We start from the raw sequence: 15,612 nt of genomic DNA, 5'->3' as shown, positions 1-15,612 counted from the left end.
GCGCCGGCGCAGGCGGCTTGCGGCACCTGCGGCGTGGTCGAGTCCGTGCGCGAAGTCCGCGTGCCCGCGCAAGATAACGGCGACCATCTCATCGGCACCATTGCCGGCGGCGTCGCGGGCGGCGTGGTCGGCAACCAGTTCGGCGGCGGCCACGGCAAGACGGCGCTCACCGTGCTGGGCGCGGTCGGTGGGGCTTTGGCAGGCCGCGAAGTTGAGCGTAATATCAGACAGCAACAAACAGTGACGCACTATGAGCTCACCGTGCGCATGGGCGACGGCAGCAAGCGCCAGTTCCGCAGTGCGCAGCCCTTCGCCTTCGCCTCCGGCGACCACGTGCGCGTGGAAAACAATCAGCTGCTGTCCGGATGGTGAGCCCGGATCGCGGCGTCTTCGATTCTTGGGGAGACCTGGAATGAGCGATCAACACAGCAACCCGTTCGTCCTGCCGGGCTTGGGCCAGAGCTCCGAACTGTCCGGAAACCCGCTGCTGGCGAGCATGGAAATGATGCGCCAGGCCTGGGCCGGCCTCACCGGCCCAGGCGGGCTGGCCAGCAGCCTGCCCATCGCTCCCCCCATGAACCTCGAAGAACTCGACCGCCGCATCGCCGAGCTGCGGTCGGTCGAAAACTGGCTGCGCATGAACCTCTCCATGCTTTCGAGCACCATCCAGGGCATGGAAGTGCAGCGTTCCACCATCAGCACGCTGCGTGCATTCGTCGACAGCGCGGCCAATCTCGACATGAGCGCCGTGCGCGACAGCGGCGCGGCCTCGCCGCTGGAAGTGGTGCTGGGCATCAAGCCCGCGCCGCGCCAGGCCGAGGCCGCCGCGCCCGAGCCGGACAAGGCGGGCGGGGAGGGCGGCGCCGCGCAGGCCGGCGCTTCGGCGCAGCCGCCCGGCCCCGGCATGAGCGAGCAGATGGGGCAGGCGGCGCAGTCGGCCTCCAAGGCGTGGTGGGATCTCCTGCAGCGGCAGTTCAGCCAGATCGCGGCGGCCACGGCCGCTACCATGCCCTCGGCCCAGGCCGCACAGCCGCCGCAGGCGCGCAAGGCGCGGCGGCCGGCGCGCAAACCCGGCCCGCGTCCAAGACGCAGTCCAAGGCGGCCGCCAAAACGGCCTCCAAGGCAGCCCGCAAGTCCGCGCCGCGCGCCAGGAAGAATGGCGCGCCTTCCGGCCCGACCTGATTTTTTCAATCCAGGCGCCACCGGCCCGCGAGGGCCGGCGCGGCGCGTTTCAACGAGAATCTATGCTCAATGTAGTGATACTTGCCGCCGGACTGGGCAAACGCATGCAGTCCGATCTTCCCAAAGTGCTGCACACGCTGGCCGGCAAACCCATGCTGGCCCACGTGCTCGACAGCGCGCGCCAGCTGGAGCCCGCCCGCATCGTCGTGGTGGTGGGCCACGGCGCCGAGCGCGTGCGCCAGGCGTTCGAAGGCCACGCTGACCTGCACTTCGCGCTGCAGCAGCCCCAGCACGGCACGGGCCACGCGGTGCAGCAGGCCGTGCCGCAACTGCTCGAAGGCGATGGCAAGGACGATGTCACCCTGGTGCTGTACGGCGACGTGCCGCTGGTGCAGCCGGCCACCCTGCAGCGCCTGCTGCAGGCGCGCGGCGACGGCATGGCGGTGCTGACCGAGGTGCTGGAAGACTCCACTGGCTACGGCCGCATCGTGCGCGACGCGCAGGGCCACGTGGCGCGCATCGTGGAGCACAAGGACGCCACCGAGGCCGAACGCGCCATCAAGGAAGTGAACACCGGCATTCTGGCCGCGCCCACCGCCTGCCTGAAAGACTGGCTGGGCCGCATCGGCAACAACAATGCGCAGGGCGAGTACTACCTGACCGACACCGTGGGCCTGGCCGTGGCCGATGGCGTGACCGTGGGCGCCGCCCAGCCGGGCGCCGCCTGGGAAACGCTGGGCGTGAACAGCCGCGTGCAGCAGGCCGAGCTCGAGCGGCGCTGGCAGGGCGAGCAGGCGCGCCGCCTGCTCGAAGCCGGCGTTACGCTGGCCGATCCCGCGCGCTTCGACCTGCGCGGCTCGCTCGTCTGCGGTCGCGACGTCTTCATCGACGTGGGCTGCGTGTTCGAAGGGCAGGTCACGCTGGGCGACGGCGTGCGCGTCGGCCCGCACTGCGTGCTGCGCGACGTGTCCGTCGACGCGGGCACGCACATCGAGGCCTTCAGCCATCTGCACCAGGCCGAAGTGGGCCGCGACGCGCGCATCGGTCCGTATGCGCGCCTGCGTCCGGGCACCGAGCTGGGCGACCGCACCCACGTGGGCAACTTCGTCGAAATCAAGAAAAGCGTGCTGGGCGCCGACAGCAAGGCCAACCACCTGGCCTACATCGGCGATGCCGACGTGGGCCAGCGCGTCAACGTGGGCGCGGGCACCATCACCTGCAACTACGACGGCGTGAACAAGCACCGCACCGTCATCGAAGACGATGCCTTCATCGGCTCCGACACGCAGCTCGTGGCGCCCGTGCGCGTGGGCCGCGGCGCCACGCTGGGCGCGGGCACCACGCTCACCCGCGACGCGCCGGCCGACAGGCTGACCGTCTCGCGCGCGCGGCAGGTCACCGTCGAGGGATGGCAGCGCCCGGTCAAGAAATCGTGACCGCCCCACAGGAAAAGGCGGGCGCCGTGCATGCGGGCGCCGCGCATACGGGCGCCGTGCATACGGGCGCCGCGCATACCGGCCCCGGGCGGGCCGGGGCGGCGCCGGACGGCCTGCCCACGCCGCGACGCTACTGGGCCGCGGCCACCGTCATGACGGGCATCAGCCTGTCGGTGCTGGACACCACCATCGCGAACGTGGCGCTGCCCACCATCGCGGTGGACCTCAATGCCGCGCCCGCGCAGGCGGTGTGGATCGTCAACGCCTACAACCTGGCCGTGGTCACCATGCTGCTGCCCATGTCGGCGCTGGCCGAGCGCATCGGGTTCCGCCGTATGTTCACCTTCGGCCTGGTGCTCTTCACGCTGGCCTCGCTGGGCTGCGCGCTGGCGGGCACGCTGGTGCAGCTCACCTTCGCGCGCATGTTCCAGGGCGTGGGGGCGGCCACCCTCATGTGCCTGTTCGGCGGGCTGGTGCGCAACATCTATCCCCTGAAGCTGCTTGGACGGGGCATCAGCATCAACGCCACCACGGTGGCGGTGATGTCGGTGCTCGGCCCCACCGTGGGCTCGGCCATCCTGTCGGTGGCGCCCTGGCCCTGGATCTTCGCGGTCAACCTGCCGATCTGCGTGCTGGCCATGTTCGGCCTGCGCCATCTGCCCGAAGTGCCGCGCAACAACGTCAGGCTGGACTGGATCAGCGCGCTGCTCAGCATGGTGACGCTCGGCGTGTTCATTTCCGGCGTGGACATGATGGGGCAGGATCTGCTGCGCGGCATCGGCATGGTGGCCATCGCCACCGTGTTCGGCCTGTTCCTGGTGCGGCGCGCCTCGCGGCAGCCCGCGCCGCTGGTGCCGGTGGACCTGCTGCGCATCCGGCCGCTGGCCTACGCGGTGGGCGCATCGGCCTGCACGTTCGCGGCGCAGATGGCCTCTTACGTGTCTCTGCCGTTTTACTTCCAGCAGGTGCTGGGCCGGCCCTACCTCGAGGTAGGCATGCTGATGGGCGCCTGGCCGGTGGGCACCGCCATCATCGCGCCGCTGGCGGGCCGGCTGTCCGACCGCTATTCCGCCGCCACCCTCAGCGGCGTGGGGGCGGCCACCATGGTGGCCGGCATGCTCTGGCTGGCCGCGCTGCCCACCGATGTTTCCAACGCGCCCATCCTGGCGGGCATGTTCGTGGCCGGAGTGGGCTTCGGGTTCTTCCAGACGCCCAACAACCGCGCACTGCTTTCGGCGGCCCCGCGTGCGCGCAGCGGGGCCGCGGGCGGCCTGCAGGCCACCACGCGCGTGTTCGGGCAGAGCTTCGGCACCGCGCTCGTGGCCATCGCCTTCGGCCTGAGCGTGGCGCACGGCCCCAGCCTGGCCCTGTTGCTGGGCACGGCCTGCGCCGCCATGGCGGTGGCGGTGAATACGGTGCGTTTCACCCGCCTGCGTCCCTAGAGCGGCGCGGCGGCGCCGGCTTCTATAATGGCGGCCGACGCCCGGCTTTACCGGCCGGGCGCGCAAGCTTACCTATCTGAAAGGCGTTCGGGCATGAAAATCACCGTCGTGGGCACGGGTTACGTAGGGTTGGTGTCGGGGGCATGCCTGGCCGACATGGGCAACGAAGTCATGTGCCTGGACCTGGATTCGGCCAAGATCGACCTGCTGCGCCAGGGCGGCATCCCCATCTACGAACCCGGCCTGGAAGAGCTGGTGCGCCGCAACGTGGAGGCCGGCCGCCTGTCGTTCACCGACGACGTGGCGCAGAGCGTGGCCTTCGGCGACGTGCAGTTCATTGCCGTGGGCACGCCGCCCGGCGAGGACGGCTCGGCCGACCTCAAGTACGTGCTGGCCGCGGCGCTCAACATTGCCCGGCACATGACCTCGCGCAAGCTCATCGTGGACAAGTCCACCGTGCCCGTGGGCACCGCCGACAAGGTGCGGGCCGTGGTGTCGCGCGAACTGGCCGCGCGCGGCGTGGATATCCCGTTCAGCGTGGCATCCAACCCGGAGTTCCTGAAAGAGGGCGCCGCCATCAACGATTTCATGAGCCCGGACCGCGTCATCGTGGGCGCCGACGACGAGTTCACCATCGGCGTCATGCGCCGCATCTACGAACCGTTCCAGCGCACGCACGACCGCCTCATGGTCATGGACGTGCGCTCGGCCGAGCTTACCAAATACGCCGCCAACGCCATGCTGGCCACGCGTATCTCGTTCATGAACGAAATGGCCAACCTCGCCGAGGCGCTGGGCGCCGACATCGAGCAGGTGCGCCGCGGCATCGGCGCCGACCCGCGCATCGGCTACCATTTCCTGTACCCCGGCGCGGGCTACGGCGGCTCCTGCTTCCCCAAGGACGTGCAGGCCCTGGTCAACACCGCTTCCGAACATGCGCTGCCCATGCGCGTGATCCAGGCCGCCGAGGCCGCCAATCGTGCGCAGAAGTTCCGCTTGGCGCAAAAGCTCGTCGACCGCTGTGGCGAAGACCTGCGCGGCCGCAAGATCGCGCTCTGGGGCCTGGCCTTCAAGCCCAACACCGACGACATGCGCGAAGCGCCCAGCCTGACCGTCATCGCCGAGCTCACGCGGCGCGGCGCCGAAGTGCGCGCCTACGACCCCGTGGCCATGCATGAAGCGGCCCGCGTCCTGGTGGGACAGCCCGGCGTGAGCTTCGCGCGCGACATGTACGACGCACTGGACGGCGCCGACGCGCTCCTGATCGTCACCGAATGGAAGGTGTTCCGCGCGCCCAACTTCGACCGCGTGAAGGCGCTGCTCAAGACGCCGCTCATTCTCGACGGCCGCAATCTCTACAACCCGGCCGACGTGCGCGCCCTGGGTTTCGACTACTCGGGCATCGGCCGCGCATGAAGATCCTGCAGCTCAACTTCGAAAAAGGCTGGCGCGGCGGCGAGCGCCAGACGCTCTATTGCATGCGCGCCTTCCGCAAGGCGGGCCACGAGGTCGAGCTGATGTGCCGCGCCGGCGGCCCGCTGGCCGAGCGCGCCCGCGCCGAAGGCTACACCGTCCATGCGCTGCGCAACGTGCCCGCGCAGTTGCGCTTCCTGGCCGGCGCCGGCCGCTACGACATCCTCCACGCCCAGACGGCCAACACCATCACCTGGGCCGTGCTCACCAAGTGGCTGCACCGCCGGCCCGTGGCGTTCTCGCGGCGCACCTCCTTCGTGGTCAAGCCGAACGAGGAGTGGAAAACCGGCTTCAAATGGCGCCACGCCGACCTCTTCGTCGCCATCAGCGAAATGGCGGCCAGCGAACCGCGGCGGCTGGGCATCGAGCCCGTCATCATCCGCAGCGCCGTGGAGCCGCACCAGATCGACGCCGCCAACGTGCAGGCCCTGGTGCGCGAATTCGGCCTCGAGGGCAAGAAAGTGCTGGCCACCTCGGCGGCTCTCATCCGCGACAAGGATCCCGTCACGCTGGTGCGGGCCGTGGGCGAGCTGGCCAAGACCCGGCGCGATTTCGTCTTCCTGCACTTCGGCGCCGGCGGCGACCGCGAGCGGCAGGCCCGCGACGAAGCCCGCCTGCTGGGCATCGAAGACATCTACCGCTTCGCCGGCTTTCGCAAGGGCGTGGAAGACTTCTACAGCATCCTCGACGTGTTCGTCATGAGCTCCGAGGAGGAGGCCCTGGGCAGCAGCGTGCTCGACGCCTTCCTGCAGCGCGTGCCCGTGGTGTCCACCGACGCCGGCGGCCTCAAGGAAAGCCTGGCTGACGGGCGCGGCGTGCTGTGCAGGGTGGGAGACTTCCAGGCGCTGGCCGCCGGTATGGCGCGCTGCCTGGACGATGCCGCATTCCGCCGGGAAGTCACCGAACGCGCCTACGCCTACGTGCGCGACGAGCACGACGTGCAGAAAATGGGCGAGCGCTACCTCGCGCGTTTCCAGGCCCTGCTCGCGCGCCGCTGAAGGCCGCGCGCCTCAGCCGCGCACATTGATGCGTGTTTCGAATTTGGCGCGGTGCACCGAGAAAAACGTGCGCACGTTGCGCACATTGGCCGCCGCCGTAAAGGCCCGGTGCACCAGCGCGTGATACGCCGGCATGTCGCGCACCTGCGCAATCACCACGAAATCCGGCCCTGTCGACACGCGGTAGCACTGCAGCACCGCCGGCTCGGCTTGCATCGCGGCCTCGAACTCCGCCAGCCGTTCCGCCGCCTGTACGTCCAGCGTTACCTCCACGATGGCCGTCAGCGTGCTGCCCAGCTTCTCCGGCGCCAGGATCGCCACCTGCCGCGAAATCACGCCTTCCTCCACCAGCCGGCGCACCCGGCGCAGGCAGGTGGGCGGCGAGGCATGCACGCGCTGGGCCAGATCCTGGTTGGTCAGCGCGCAGTTTTCCTGCAGTTGATCCAGGATGCGCAGGTCCAGATCGTCCAGATCGGGGAGCGCGGGCTCGTGATTTTGCATGATTCGTTCAATAATATTAATTAAATGAAATATAATTTAATCACAAATATGTAAGGGAATAATCTGTCATTGCATAGTAGATAAAGAAATCAAATTTCTTGTCTTCACGCGCACAATGCGGTCCATATTGAACTTTCCGGAGTCGTTTCCCATGTGCGGCATTGTTGGCGCCGTCGCCCAGCGCGACATCACCCCTATTCTCATCGAAGGCCTCAAGCGTCTGGAATACCGCGGCTACGATTCCTGCGGCGTGGCCGTCTACCTCGACGGACACCTGCGCCGCACCCGCAGCACCCAGCGCGTGGCCGAGCTGGCCGAGCAGGTCGCCCAGGATCACCTGTCCGGCTTTACCGGCATCGCCCACACCCGCTGGGCCACGCACGGCGTGCCCGCCACCCACAACGCCCACCCGCATTTCTCGCACCTGGGCAATGACGAGCCGCGCATCGCGCTGGTGCACAACGGCATCATCGAGAACCACGACGAGCTGCGCGCCGAACTCCAGGCCGCCGGCTTCGTCTTCGAAAGCCAGACCGACACCGAAGTCATCGCCCACCTGGTCAACCACCTCTACGCCGGCGACCTCTTCGAAGCCGTGCAGCAGGCGGTGCGCCGCCTGCAGGGCGCTTACGCCATCGCCGTCTTCTGCCGCGACGAGCCGCACCGCGTCGTTGGCGCGCGCCAGGGTTCGCCCCTGGTGGTGGGCCTGGGCAAGGACGAGAACTTCCTCGCTTCCGACGCGCTGGCGTTGGCCGGCACCACCGACCAGATCATCTACCTCGAAGACGGCGACGTCGCCGACCTGCAGCTCTCGCGCGTCTGGATCGTCGACGCCGACGGCCGTCCCGTCGAGCGCCAGGCCCACACCGTGCACGTGCACTCCGGCGCTGCCGAACTCGGCCCCTACCGCCACTACATGCAGAAGGAAATTTTCGAGCAGCCGCGCGCCGTGGGCGACACCCTGCAGGACATCGAAAGCATCACTCCCGAGCTCTTCGGCGACGACGCCTACAAGATCTTCAAGGAGATCGACTCGCTCCTCATCCTGGCCTGCGGCACCAGCTACTACGCCGGCCTCACCGCCAAGTACTGGATCGAATCCATCGCCCAGATCCCGGTCAACGTCGAGATCGCCAGCGAATATCGCTACCGCGACAGCGTGCCCAACCCGCGCTCGCTCGTCGTCACCATTTCGCAGTCCGGCGAAACCGCCGACACGCTCGCCGCCCTCAAGCACGCGCGCTCGCTCGGCATGGAGCACACCCTCACCATCTGCAACGTCGCCACCAGCGCCATGGTGCGCGAGTGCAAGCTCTCGTACATCACCCGCGCCGGCGTCGAAATCGGCGTGGCCTCCACCAAGGCCTTCACCACCCAGCTCACCGCGCTGTTCCTGCTCACCCTGGCGCTCGCCCAGTCGCGCGGCCGCCTCACCGCCGAACAGGAAGCCGAACACCTCAAGGCCCTGCGCCATCTGCCCGCCGCCATCGGCTCCGTGCTCGCGCTCGAGCCCCAGATCATGGCCTGGGCCGATCGCTTCGCCTCCAAGGAAAATGCGCTCTTCCTCGGCCGCGGCATGCACTACCCCATCGCCCTCGAAGGCGCGCTCAAGCTCAAGGAAATCAGCTACATCCACGCCGAAGCCTATCCCGCCGGCGAACTCAAGCACGGCCCCCTCGCGCTCGTCACCGAGCACATGCCCGTCGTCACCATCGCGCCCAAGGACGCCCTGCTGGAAAAACTGAAATCCAATATGCAGGAAGTCCGCGCGCGCGGCGGCGAGCTCTACGTCTTCGCCGACGCCGACAGCAAGATCCAGAGCGCCGAAGGCATGCACGTCATCCGCATGCCCGAACACTACGGCAAGCTCTCGCCCATCCTCCACACCATTCCGCTGCAGCTGCTGTCGTACCACACCGCCTGCGCGCGCGGCACCGACGTCGACAAGCCGCGCAATCTGGCCAAGAGTGTGACGGTGGAGTGAGGGTGGTTGTGGATTGATCGTTCTTCCTGTTGTCAGGGAAGAAATGGGACAGGCCGCGGATGCGGCCTGTTTTGTCTCTGGTGCGGAGATCGGGGAGAAAGGGCCGGTTGCGGCCTGGAGCCGGGGCGGACTGTCCGCGCACGCGGCGGTCGACGCACGCGCGATTGCTGGGGCTGCGCGCCAATATCAGTTGTTCTGTTATCCGGGAATCTGTGGAAATTTATATTCAAATCTCATTCTCCTGATTTTCAAGGATAATGCGACGGGCGTCTGGAATCCTTGCGATCTGGCTGAGTTCTCATAATGGATTTTGCTGGACGGGCGCTGCTGATATAACCGGATTTCCGCTGCCGAGATATTTGATACGGCATTTCTCGGCATTATGCATCAGCGCGCGAACTGCGCACCTGCGAAGCAGGAGCCGATCGTCCCGGCAACCCCGGTAATTGCCGAACAGGTATCTGGGCGAAAGGCAAAGAAAGCGGAAACCGCCAACGCCAAGAGAATAACCATGGAACTGGCGCAGGGCCGCGGAGTTTCGGCTGCCTGCGATGTGCTGATGCGCAAAGAAGATCGGCCTCCGGAGCGCCGGGGCCGTCTGCATTCCGGGCATTCCGAAGCCTGTCGCCCCGTAAAGGCCAAGTGGGGCCGGGCGCCCATCGTCATCGCCTGATCGTATCCATTTATTTCCAAATCGCGACCGAAAAGCGCGTGGCGAGCGGGCAGGCGCGTAGATACGGATGGTATCCGCTGCGTGCCGTTTTGACCGAAGGATGGTGTCCATGAACGCCATCCAAAATGAGCAGGATGGTATCCGTTTTTATTAACCAGCGACCGTGGTTGGTATCCATTCGTGCCATCTCGATAATCTACGCATTGTCTCCCCATTAATTGTTGGTACCGCAAAAAAATAGGTATACATTGCCTCCTTTTTTTCCGAAGGCTCATCCCATTCGTCCGGATTGGTTTATTACGTAAGGATACGTTTATAGCGATCTGGTAATGCGCGGGTATGGAGTCGGGACATCGAGACAGGGAGGAACCACATTGTTATCTGGCACGAAGAAATGGCTGGCCGCGACGTTCGCGCTGAGCGCGTCCTATGGCGGTAGCGTTACGGCCGCGGACCTGACGGTTGCGCCGGGCAATACCCAGGTATTCGACGGTTCGGCCAGCTTCCCCGGCGGGGTCGACGTCAGCGGCGGCACGCTGGTGGTCGGCGGCAATGGCGGCGGGGCGGGCGTCGCAATCGGCGGGAACGTCTCCGCCGCGTCGAATGGCGTGATTGCGGGTTTCGGTTCGATCAATGGCGATCTGAGCGTGACGGGCAATTCGCGCGTCGCGCCCGGGTATGCCGTCGGCACGCCCACCGGGGTTTCCAACGGCAACCTCGTGGTCAACGGCAATCTGTCGATGAACAATGCCGTGTTCGATTTCGAGACGGGCTATGCGGGGCTGCCCATTACGCAACCCGGCACGGGCGACAACATCACCGTGAGCGGCAACGTCAGCCTCAATAACACGACGCTGAATGTTTCGGTGAATACGCTGGGCGTCAACGCCGGCTATTACCGCATCCTGTCGTACGGCGGCACGCTGAGCGGCAACGGGCTGTCGCTGGGCGCGGTGACCGGCGACTCCGTGCCGGCGGCGGCCATCCAGTCGCTGACCGGCGACAAACAGATCAATCTCATCCTGGGGCCGAGCACGACGAACTTGTGGAACGGCAACGGCGCGGCGTCGGCCACGCGAGCGGGCGGCGGCGACGGTACGTGGTCTGCGGCGGGCACGAACTGGAATAGCCCGACCAATGCCGCGGGAGCCTTGCCCGATGGCGGATACGCGATTTTCACCGGCGTGGCCGGCACGGTGACTGTCGATGGCGGAGCCGGTTCCGTGCGCGTGTCGGGCATCCAGTTCGCCACCGACCGGTACCGTGTGCAAGGCGCGCCCATTACCCTGGTGGCCAACGGCGGCAATCCGCCGGCCCTGGTCGTCGGCGACGGCACCTATGCCTCGGGCCAATTCGTCGACACCATCGACAACCCGCTGCAAGGCACGAGCGGCTTCGTCAAGACCGGTCCGGGCTCGCTGATCCTGAGGGCCGACAGCAGCGGCCTGTCCGGCCCCATTCTGATCGCCGATGGCGCGCTGGAGATCGACGGCAAACTGAACGGCCCCATCGATATCGGCCGCGAAGTCGTGCTGGCGGGCGTGGGCCAGGTGGGCAGCACCACGCTCTATCCCACGGCGGTCGTCTCCCCGGGCAACGACGGCTCGCCCATCGGCACGCTCACCGTCAACGGCGATCTTGCCTTCGGCCAGGACACCGTCTATCGCGTGCATGCCGACCCCGCGGGCAGCGCGAGCGACCGCATCCACGTCACGGGCGTTGCCCGCCTCGACGGCACGGTGGCGCATGTGGGGCCCGACGGCAACTATGCGCCGCGCACGACCTACAACATCCTGACGGCGGATGGCGGCATACAGGGCCGGTTCACAGGCGCGTCGAGCGCATATGCGTTCCTCACTCCCACGCTGAGCTATGACGCCAAGAATGCGTTCATGACGCTGACGCGCAACGACGTGCCGATCGGCAGCGTGGGCGACACCGGAAACCAGAGCGCCGTGGGCGGCGCGCTGGATGGCGAAGCGCCACCCGCGGCGGGAGGCGCTTCGCCATCGGCCGGAAACGGATCGTCCGGCGGCGAAAGCGCTGCGTCGTCGGCCGGGACCGGATCGTCCTCGAGCGAAAACGCCTCCGCAAGCGTTGGTCATGAAGCGTCCCTGGGGGCAGGCGCATCGGTTTCGGCCGGAAACGGCGGCGCGCCGGCCGGCAGCACAACCGGCGCGACATCCCCGTCGGCGAGCGATGGCAACCAGGCCCTGACGGGTTCGGTCGCGAACGCGGCCGAAGGCAGCGGCGCCAGCCAGGTGGCGACGGCGGTTCTTGCCATGACGCCGGAGCAGGCGCGCTCGGCCTTGAACATGCTTTCCGGCGAAGCCTATGCGAGCACCGCCAGCGTATTGCAGAGCCTGGGGGATACCGTGCGCACGCTGCCGCTGGCCCGTTTGCGCGGCAACCTCGACGCGCCGGCACTGGCCGGACGCCCCATGGCCCAGTTGGGTGCGCCGTCGTCCGAGGCCCTGCCGCAAAGCGGCGCGCATCCGGTCTGGGCGCAGGTATTCGGCAATTGGCGCACCTTCGCGGGCGACGGCAACGCTTCCCGCGTGCGCCAATCGGACGGCGGCCTCTTCGTCGGCGGCGACGGGGCGGTGGGCGGCGGCTGGCGTTTGGGCGGCGCGCTGGGCTACATCGGCAGCCATAGTTCGATCGCCAACACGTCGTCGCGCACGGATGTCGACAGCTATACGGCGACCTTGTTCGGCGGACGGAGTTTCCGGGCCGGTCCGGGCCGGTTCCGCTTCATGGCCGGCGCGGCCTACACCTGGCACGATATCGACACGAAACGCGACGTGGCGGCCGGGAGCCTGAGCCAGCGGCTCGAGTCGTCCTATCACGGCTCATCGACGCAAGTGTTCACCGAGCTGGGCTACAGGCTGCCGGTGGGCGACGCCTATTCCGTGGAGCCATACGCCGGCATGGCGTGGAACCACCTGCGCACGCGCGGCTTCGACGAATCGGGCGGCTCGGCCGCGCTGCACGGATCGGGCCGCACCGACGATGTGACGAGCACCACGCTGGGCCTGCGCGGCGCGTGGGCGTTCGGCGCGGACCATGCCCCGGGCCGCCTGACCGCATCGCTGGGCTGGCGCCATGCAATGGGCGACGTGAAGCCGAAGCAGCAGCTGGCCTTCGACGGCGGCAGCACCTTCTCGGTGGCAGGCGTGCCCATCGCGCGTGACGCCGCGGTGTTCGGGCTGGGGGCGGAAATGACGATCGCGCGCAACACGACGGCCGGCATCGCCTACGACGCGCAGTTCGGCGGCGGCAGCCGGCAGCAGTCGGGCCTGTTCACGCTGGCCGTGCGCTTCTAGTCCGGCCCAGCAGGGCGGCGCAGGCGCCTGCCAGATCGTCGAAGCGATGCAGCAGGACGTCGGGCGCCAGTTGCGCGGCCGGGATTTCGGTGTAGCCGAAGCTGACCAGTATCAACGGCGTCCCGGCGGCTCTGGCAGCGCCGGCGTCGATGTCTGCGTCGCCGACCATGACGGTGCGAGACAGGTCGCCGCCCACGGCGTCCACGGCTTCGATCAGGTGGGCGGGATCGGGTTTGGGCGCGGTGACCGCGTCCATGCCCACAACCCCATCGAACAGCTCCGCCATGTCCAGCCTGGCCAGCAGATTGCGCGACAGATCAGTGGGCTTGTTGGTACAGACCACAAGCCTGGCGCCCCCCGCTTTCAAAACCTTCAACGCATCAATGGCACCCGGGAACGGCCGGCTTTCGTCCGCGATGTGTTCGCTGTAGTGGTCGATGAAGTGGCCGAACAGCGCCGCCGTGCGGGCGGCCGGCTCCCGCTCTCCAGCAATCTCGAGCCCCCTTTGCAGCAGCCACCGGGCCCCGCGGCTGACATAGGGGCGCCCTTGTTCGTAGGCCAGGGGCCGCAAGCCTTCCGCGACCAGGATTGCGTTGATGGCGCCGATCAGGTCGGGCGCCGAATCGACCAGGGTACCGTCGAGGTCGAAGGCGATGGTTGCCCCGTTCAGGGTGGTGAGTTCAGTCACGGTGCAGGGTTCCCGTATGGTGGATGGAAAGCTCGGCCAAACCATAGTATGTCACCGCCCGCCTGCGCCGCAGTCAGTAGTCCCACATCACCGGCACCCAGCGAAACGCCTCGCCATTGGCTGCGACCCGGCCCACGGACGGAAACGGCAGGTGGGCGGCGACGAGCAGTCCGCGGTTTTCCGCCAGTTCGCGCAGGAGGGCGATGCGGACGCGGGCGGACTCCTCGGGGTCGTGCTCGAAGCCGTTGTGCCATTCGGGGTGATCGAATCCCACCGGGAACATGGCGTCGCCGGCGAAGGTCAGCCGGCCGGCATGGCGGCGAAGCGCGCCGCGGGTCGTGCGTGTTCATGGAAGTCCTTGCGTCGGGAGAAATGACGACGGCATCGCAGGTCTGGCGTGTTGCGCCCGGTAGACCCGCCGCGGGAAGCGCACTGTTGTGCGGCGGGCACCAATGCCCGCGGCGCCCACCGTGTTGATGAGCAAGAACTCGGGTTCCGGCGCAAAGTCTTTTGTCTTTCCCGCCGGACAGGTAATATGCATAAACCCGCGGCCGCCCGGCTGCTTCCCCTGGTTACTGTGCAAGGTCCTTGCCATGATGACTGCCTGTTTTTTCTTCCGGCCCGTTTTTCCTCATGCGCCTGCCGCGCGCGCGGCTCAAGGTCGTCGACCCTGAGCGCGGCGGAGCAATGCCCGCTGGCCGCACCCGGCTTTGCGCGTTCGGGGCCTCGTCGCCCCGGAGCGCGTGGCGATATTCGTCCGGACTTGCCCCATGCCTGCACTGACGCCCAACGAAGGCGACGATTTCTGGGATGCTGGCCACATGGGCTGCGGCGAGCTCATCCTCAAGCTGCGCAAGCATCTGAAGAAAATGCCCGGCAAGGTCATGCGCGTCGTGGCCCATGACGCCGGGGCGATACACGATATTCCGGCGTTCTGCCGCATGACCCGCAACGAGCTGGAACGCTACGAGCCCGAGACCCACACGTTCTGGATACGGTCCCGGCCGGATTGGTAGGAACGGCGGCGCTTCTCTCGCCGCCTTCTTTTCATTGTCGCCAAAGGAGAATCGCCATGGCTGGAAAATTCGTCGTTTCCCTGAGTTGCTCCAAGAACGATACCGACAAGGCCACGGTGGCCTTCGTCGTCGCCAATGCCGCCGTCGCATCCGACAAGCAGACCGTGGTGTTCCTGTCCATCGAAGGCACTCGTCTGTCGCAGCAGGGCTACGCCGACGATATCCACGAAGAAGGCTTCGCGCCCTTGAAGGAGCTGATGGACAGCTTCGCGGCCGCCGGCGGCGAGATCTATGTCTGCTCGCCCTGCTTCAAGAAACGCGGGCTGGACGAGAACAAGCTGGTCGCCGGCGCCAAGATCGTGGGCGGCGCCAAGCTGGTCGAGTTCATGAGCGACGGTGCGCCCAGCATCTGCTATTGATCCCTCGGGGCGCGTCCCGCCCCGCCACCCGCCGGGAGGTTCCCATGATTCCCCGTCGCCTGATGTGCATTGTCTTTCTTCTGGCCGCGCTGGGCTATGCGGCCGTCAGCTATGCCGTGTTCGAGGTGCCCGCCACCCCGGCCGCGGCGGAAGCGTGCGGTTTCCTGCCCGGCGAGTTCGCCGCCGGCGGCACGCTGGCCTACGAGCGCCCGCAGGCCTGGGCGATCAGCTTCGTGCGCAAGCAGGAGTACTTCACCGCTATCACGGTGGGCCTGGCATTGGCCTTCATGGCGTTCGCGCTGGCTGTCGGCCGCCGCGGCGGCGCGGCCTCGGCCGGGGTGGCTGCCGGCAGCGGGGGTGCTGGCCGTGTCCGTCTTGTGCGTGAGCTGTCTGGCGCCCGCCCTGTCGCTGGTCGGGCTGGGCATCGCGGGCGGCCTCCTGGCCGACGTGCCCAAGTCGCTCATTGCCCTGAAC

At 67.4% G+C, this 15,612-nt stretch carries 15 protein-coding genes and 2 pseudogenes; 13 read left to right on the top strand and 4 right to left on the bottom strand.

Translation table 11 applies throughout. The features are described from left to right. The 6 genes and pseudogenes from AD428_RS10475 to AD428_RS10450 form a co-directional block, all read left to right on the top strand. Positions 1-372: glycine zipper 2TM domain-containing protein (locus AD428_RS10475; protein ID WP_152968043.1), on the top strand; the 372-nt coding region annotated here is incomplete at its 5' end. 40 nt (positions 373-412) lie between these two features. Continuing rightward, positions 413-1,141, top strand: a pseudogene (locus AD428_RS27775) (PhaM family polyhydroxyalkanoate granule multifunctional regulatory protein); the annotation flags it as partial. A 103-nt stretch (positions 1,142-1,244) separates the two neighbouring features. Beyond that, positions 1,245-2,618 carry a bifunctional UDP-N-acetylglucosamine diphosphorylase/glucosamine-1-phosphate N-acetyltransferase GlmU gene (gene glmU / locus AD428_RS10465; RefSeq protein ID WP_053245133.1) on the top strand — a complete coding sequence of 458 codons (1,374 nt, stop codon included), beginning with the start codon at positions 1,245-1,247 and terminating at the stop codon, positions 2,616-2,618. Positions 2,619-2,674: 56 nt separating this feature from the next. Next, positions 2,675-4,060 (top strand): MFS transporter, encoded by a 1,386-nt coding sequence (locus AD428_RS10460; RefSeq protein ID WP_053245139.1) that lies wholly within the window; start codon positions 2,675-2,677, stop codon positions 4,058-4,060. A gap of 93 nt (positions 4,061-4,153) precedes the next feature. After that, positions 4,154-5,476 carry a UDP-glucose dehydrogenase family protein gene (locus AD428_RS10455; protein WP_053245132.1) on the top strand — a complete coding sequence of 441 codons (1,323 nt, stop codon included), beginning with the start codon at positions 4,154-4,156 and terminating at the stop codon, positions 5,474-5,476. Further along, positions 5,473-6,531, top strand: coding sequence for a glycosyltransferase family 4 protein (locus AD428_RS10450; protein ID WP_053245131.1), 1,059 nt, complete (start codon positions 5,473-5,475; stop codon positions 6,529-6,531). Before AD428_RS10455 ends, AD428_RS10450 begins: the two co-directional genes overlap by 4 nt. A 12-nt stretch (positions 6,532-6,543) precedes the next feature. Here the strand turns inward: AD428_RS10450 and AD428_RS10445 are convergent, their stop codons facing one another. Next, positions 6,544-7,032 (bottom strand): Lrp/AsnC family transcriptional regulator, encoded by a 489-nt coding sequence (locus tag AD428_RS10445; protein ID WP_053245130.1) that lies wholly within the window; start codon positions 7,030-7,032, stop codon positions 6,544-6,546. Positions 7,033-7,183: 151 nt separating this feature from the next. Here AD428_RS10445 and glmS point away from each other — a divergent pair, with 151 nt between their 5' ends. The 3 genes from glmS to AD428_RS26745 all read left to right on the top strand — a co-directional run bounded on the left by glmS (position 7,184) and on the right by AD428_RS26745 (position 9,689). Then, positions 7,184-9,016 (top strand): glutamine--fructose-6-phosphate transaminase (isomerizing), encoded by a 1,833-nt coding sequence (glmS, locus tag AD428_RS10440; protein ID WP_053245129.1) that lies wholly within the window; start codon positions 7,184-7,186, stop codon positions 9,014-9,016. A 13-nt stretch (positions 9,017-9,029) separates the two neighbouring features. Beyond that, on the top strand, positions 9,030-9,320 hold the full coding sequence (locus AD428_RS26055; protein WP_152968042.1) for a hypothetical protein: 291 nt from the start codon (positions 9,030-9,032) through the stop codon (positions 9,318-9,320). A gap of 207 nt (positions 9,321-9,527) precedes the next feature. After that, positions 9,528-9,689, top strand: a complete 162-nt coding sequence (locus AD428_RS26745; RefSeq protein ID WP_160318566.1) for a hypothetical protein — start codon at positions 9,528-9,530, stop codon at positions 9,687-9,689. A 10-nt stretch (positions 9,690-9,699) separates the two neighbouring features. Here AD428_RS26745 and AD428_RS26740 read toward each other — a convergent pair whose 3' ends face one another. Then, a complete protein-coding gene (locus AD428_RS26740; RefSeq protein ID WP_160318565.1) occupies positions 9,700-9,867 on the bottom strand; it encodes a hypothetical protein in 168 nt (55 codons plus the stop codon). Positions 9,868-10,063: 196 nt separating this feature from the next. Here AD428_RS26740 and AD428_RS10435 point away from each other — a divergent pair, with 196 nt between their 5' ends. Further along, positions 10,064-13,015, top strand: coding sequence for an autotransporter outer membrane beta-barrel domain-containing protein (locus AD428_RS10435; protein WP_053245128.1), 2,952 nt, complete (start codon positions 10,064-10,066; stop codon positions 13,013-13,015). Here AD428_RS10435 and gph read toward each other — a convergent pair. Together gph and AD428_RS10425 are read right to left on the bottom strand one after the other, a co-directional pair. Then, positions 12,993-13,703, bottom strand: coding sequence for a phosphoglycolate phosphatase (gene gph / locus AD428_RS10430; protein WP_053245127.1), 711 nt, complete (start codon positions 13,701-13,703; stop codon positions 12,993-12,995). The two genes, AD428_RS10435 and gph, sit on opposite strands and share 23 nt — an antisense overlap. A gap of 73 nt (positions 13,704-13,776) precedes the next feature. Then, positions 13,777-14,010, bottom strand: a pseudogene (locus tag AD428_RS10425) (MBL fold metallo-hydrolase); the annotation flags it as partial. 463 nt (positions 14,011-14,473) lie between these two features. Between AD428_RS10425 and AD428_RS10420 the strand changes: the two are divergent. The 3 genes from AD428_RS10420 to AD428_RS26050 all read left to right on the top strand — a co-directional run. After that, positions 14,474-14,719: a sulfurtransferase TusA family protein gene (locus tag AD428_RS10420; RefSeq protein WP_053245125.1), complete on the top strand. Its 246-nt coding sequence runs from the start codon at positions 14,474-14,476 to the stop codon at positions 14,717-14,719. A gap of 56 nt (positions 14,720-14,775) precedes the next feature. Further along, positions 14,776-15,138, top strand: a complete 363-nt coding sequence (locus tag AD428_RS10415; RefSeq protein WP_053245124.1) for a DsrE family protein — start codon at positions 14,776-14,778, stop codon at positions 15,136-15,138. A 44-nt stretch (positions 15,139-15,182) separates the two neighbouring features. Beyond that, a partial coding sequence (locus AD428_RS26050) for a hypothetical protein (RefSeq protein WP_200908023.1) occupies positions 15,183-15,612 on the top strand: 430 nt, incomplete at its 3' end.

The sequence above is a fragment of the Achromobacter sp. DMS1 genome (genome assembly GCF_001270295.1).
This window is presented reverse-complemented; position numbering and strand designations above follow the sequence as displayed.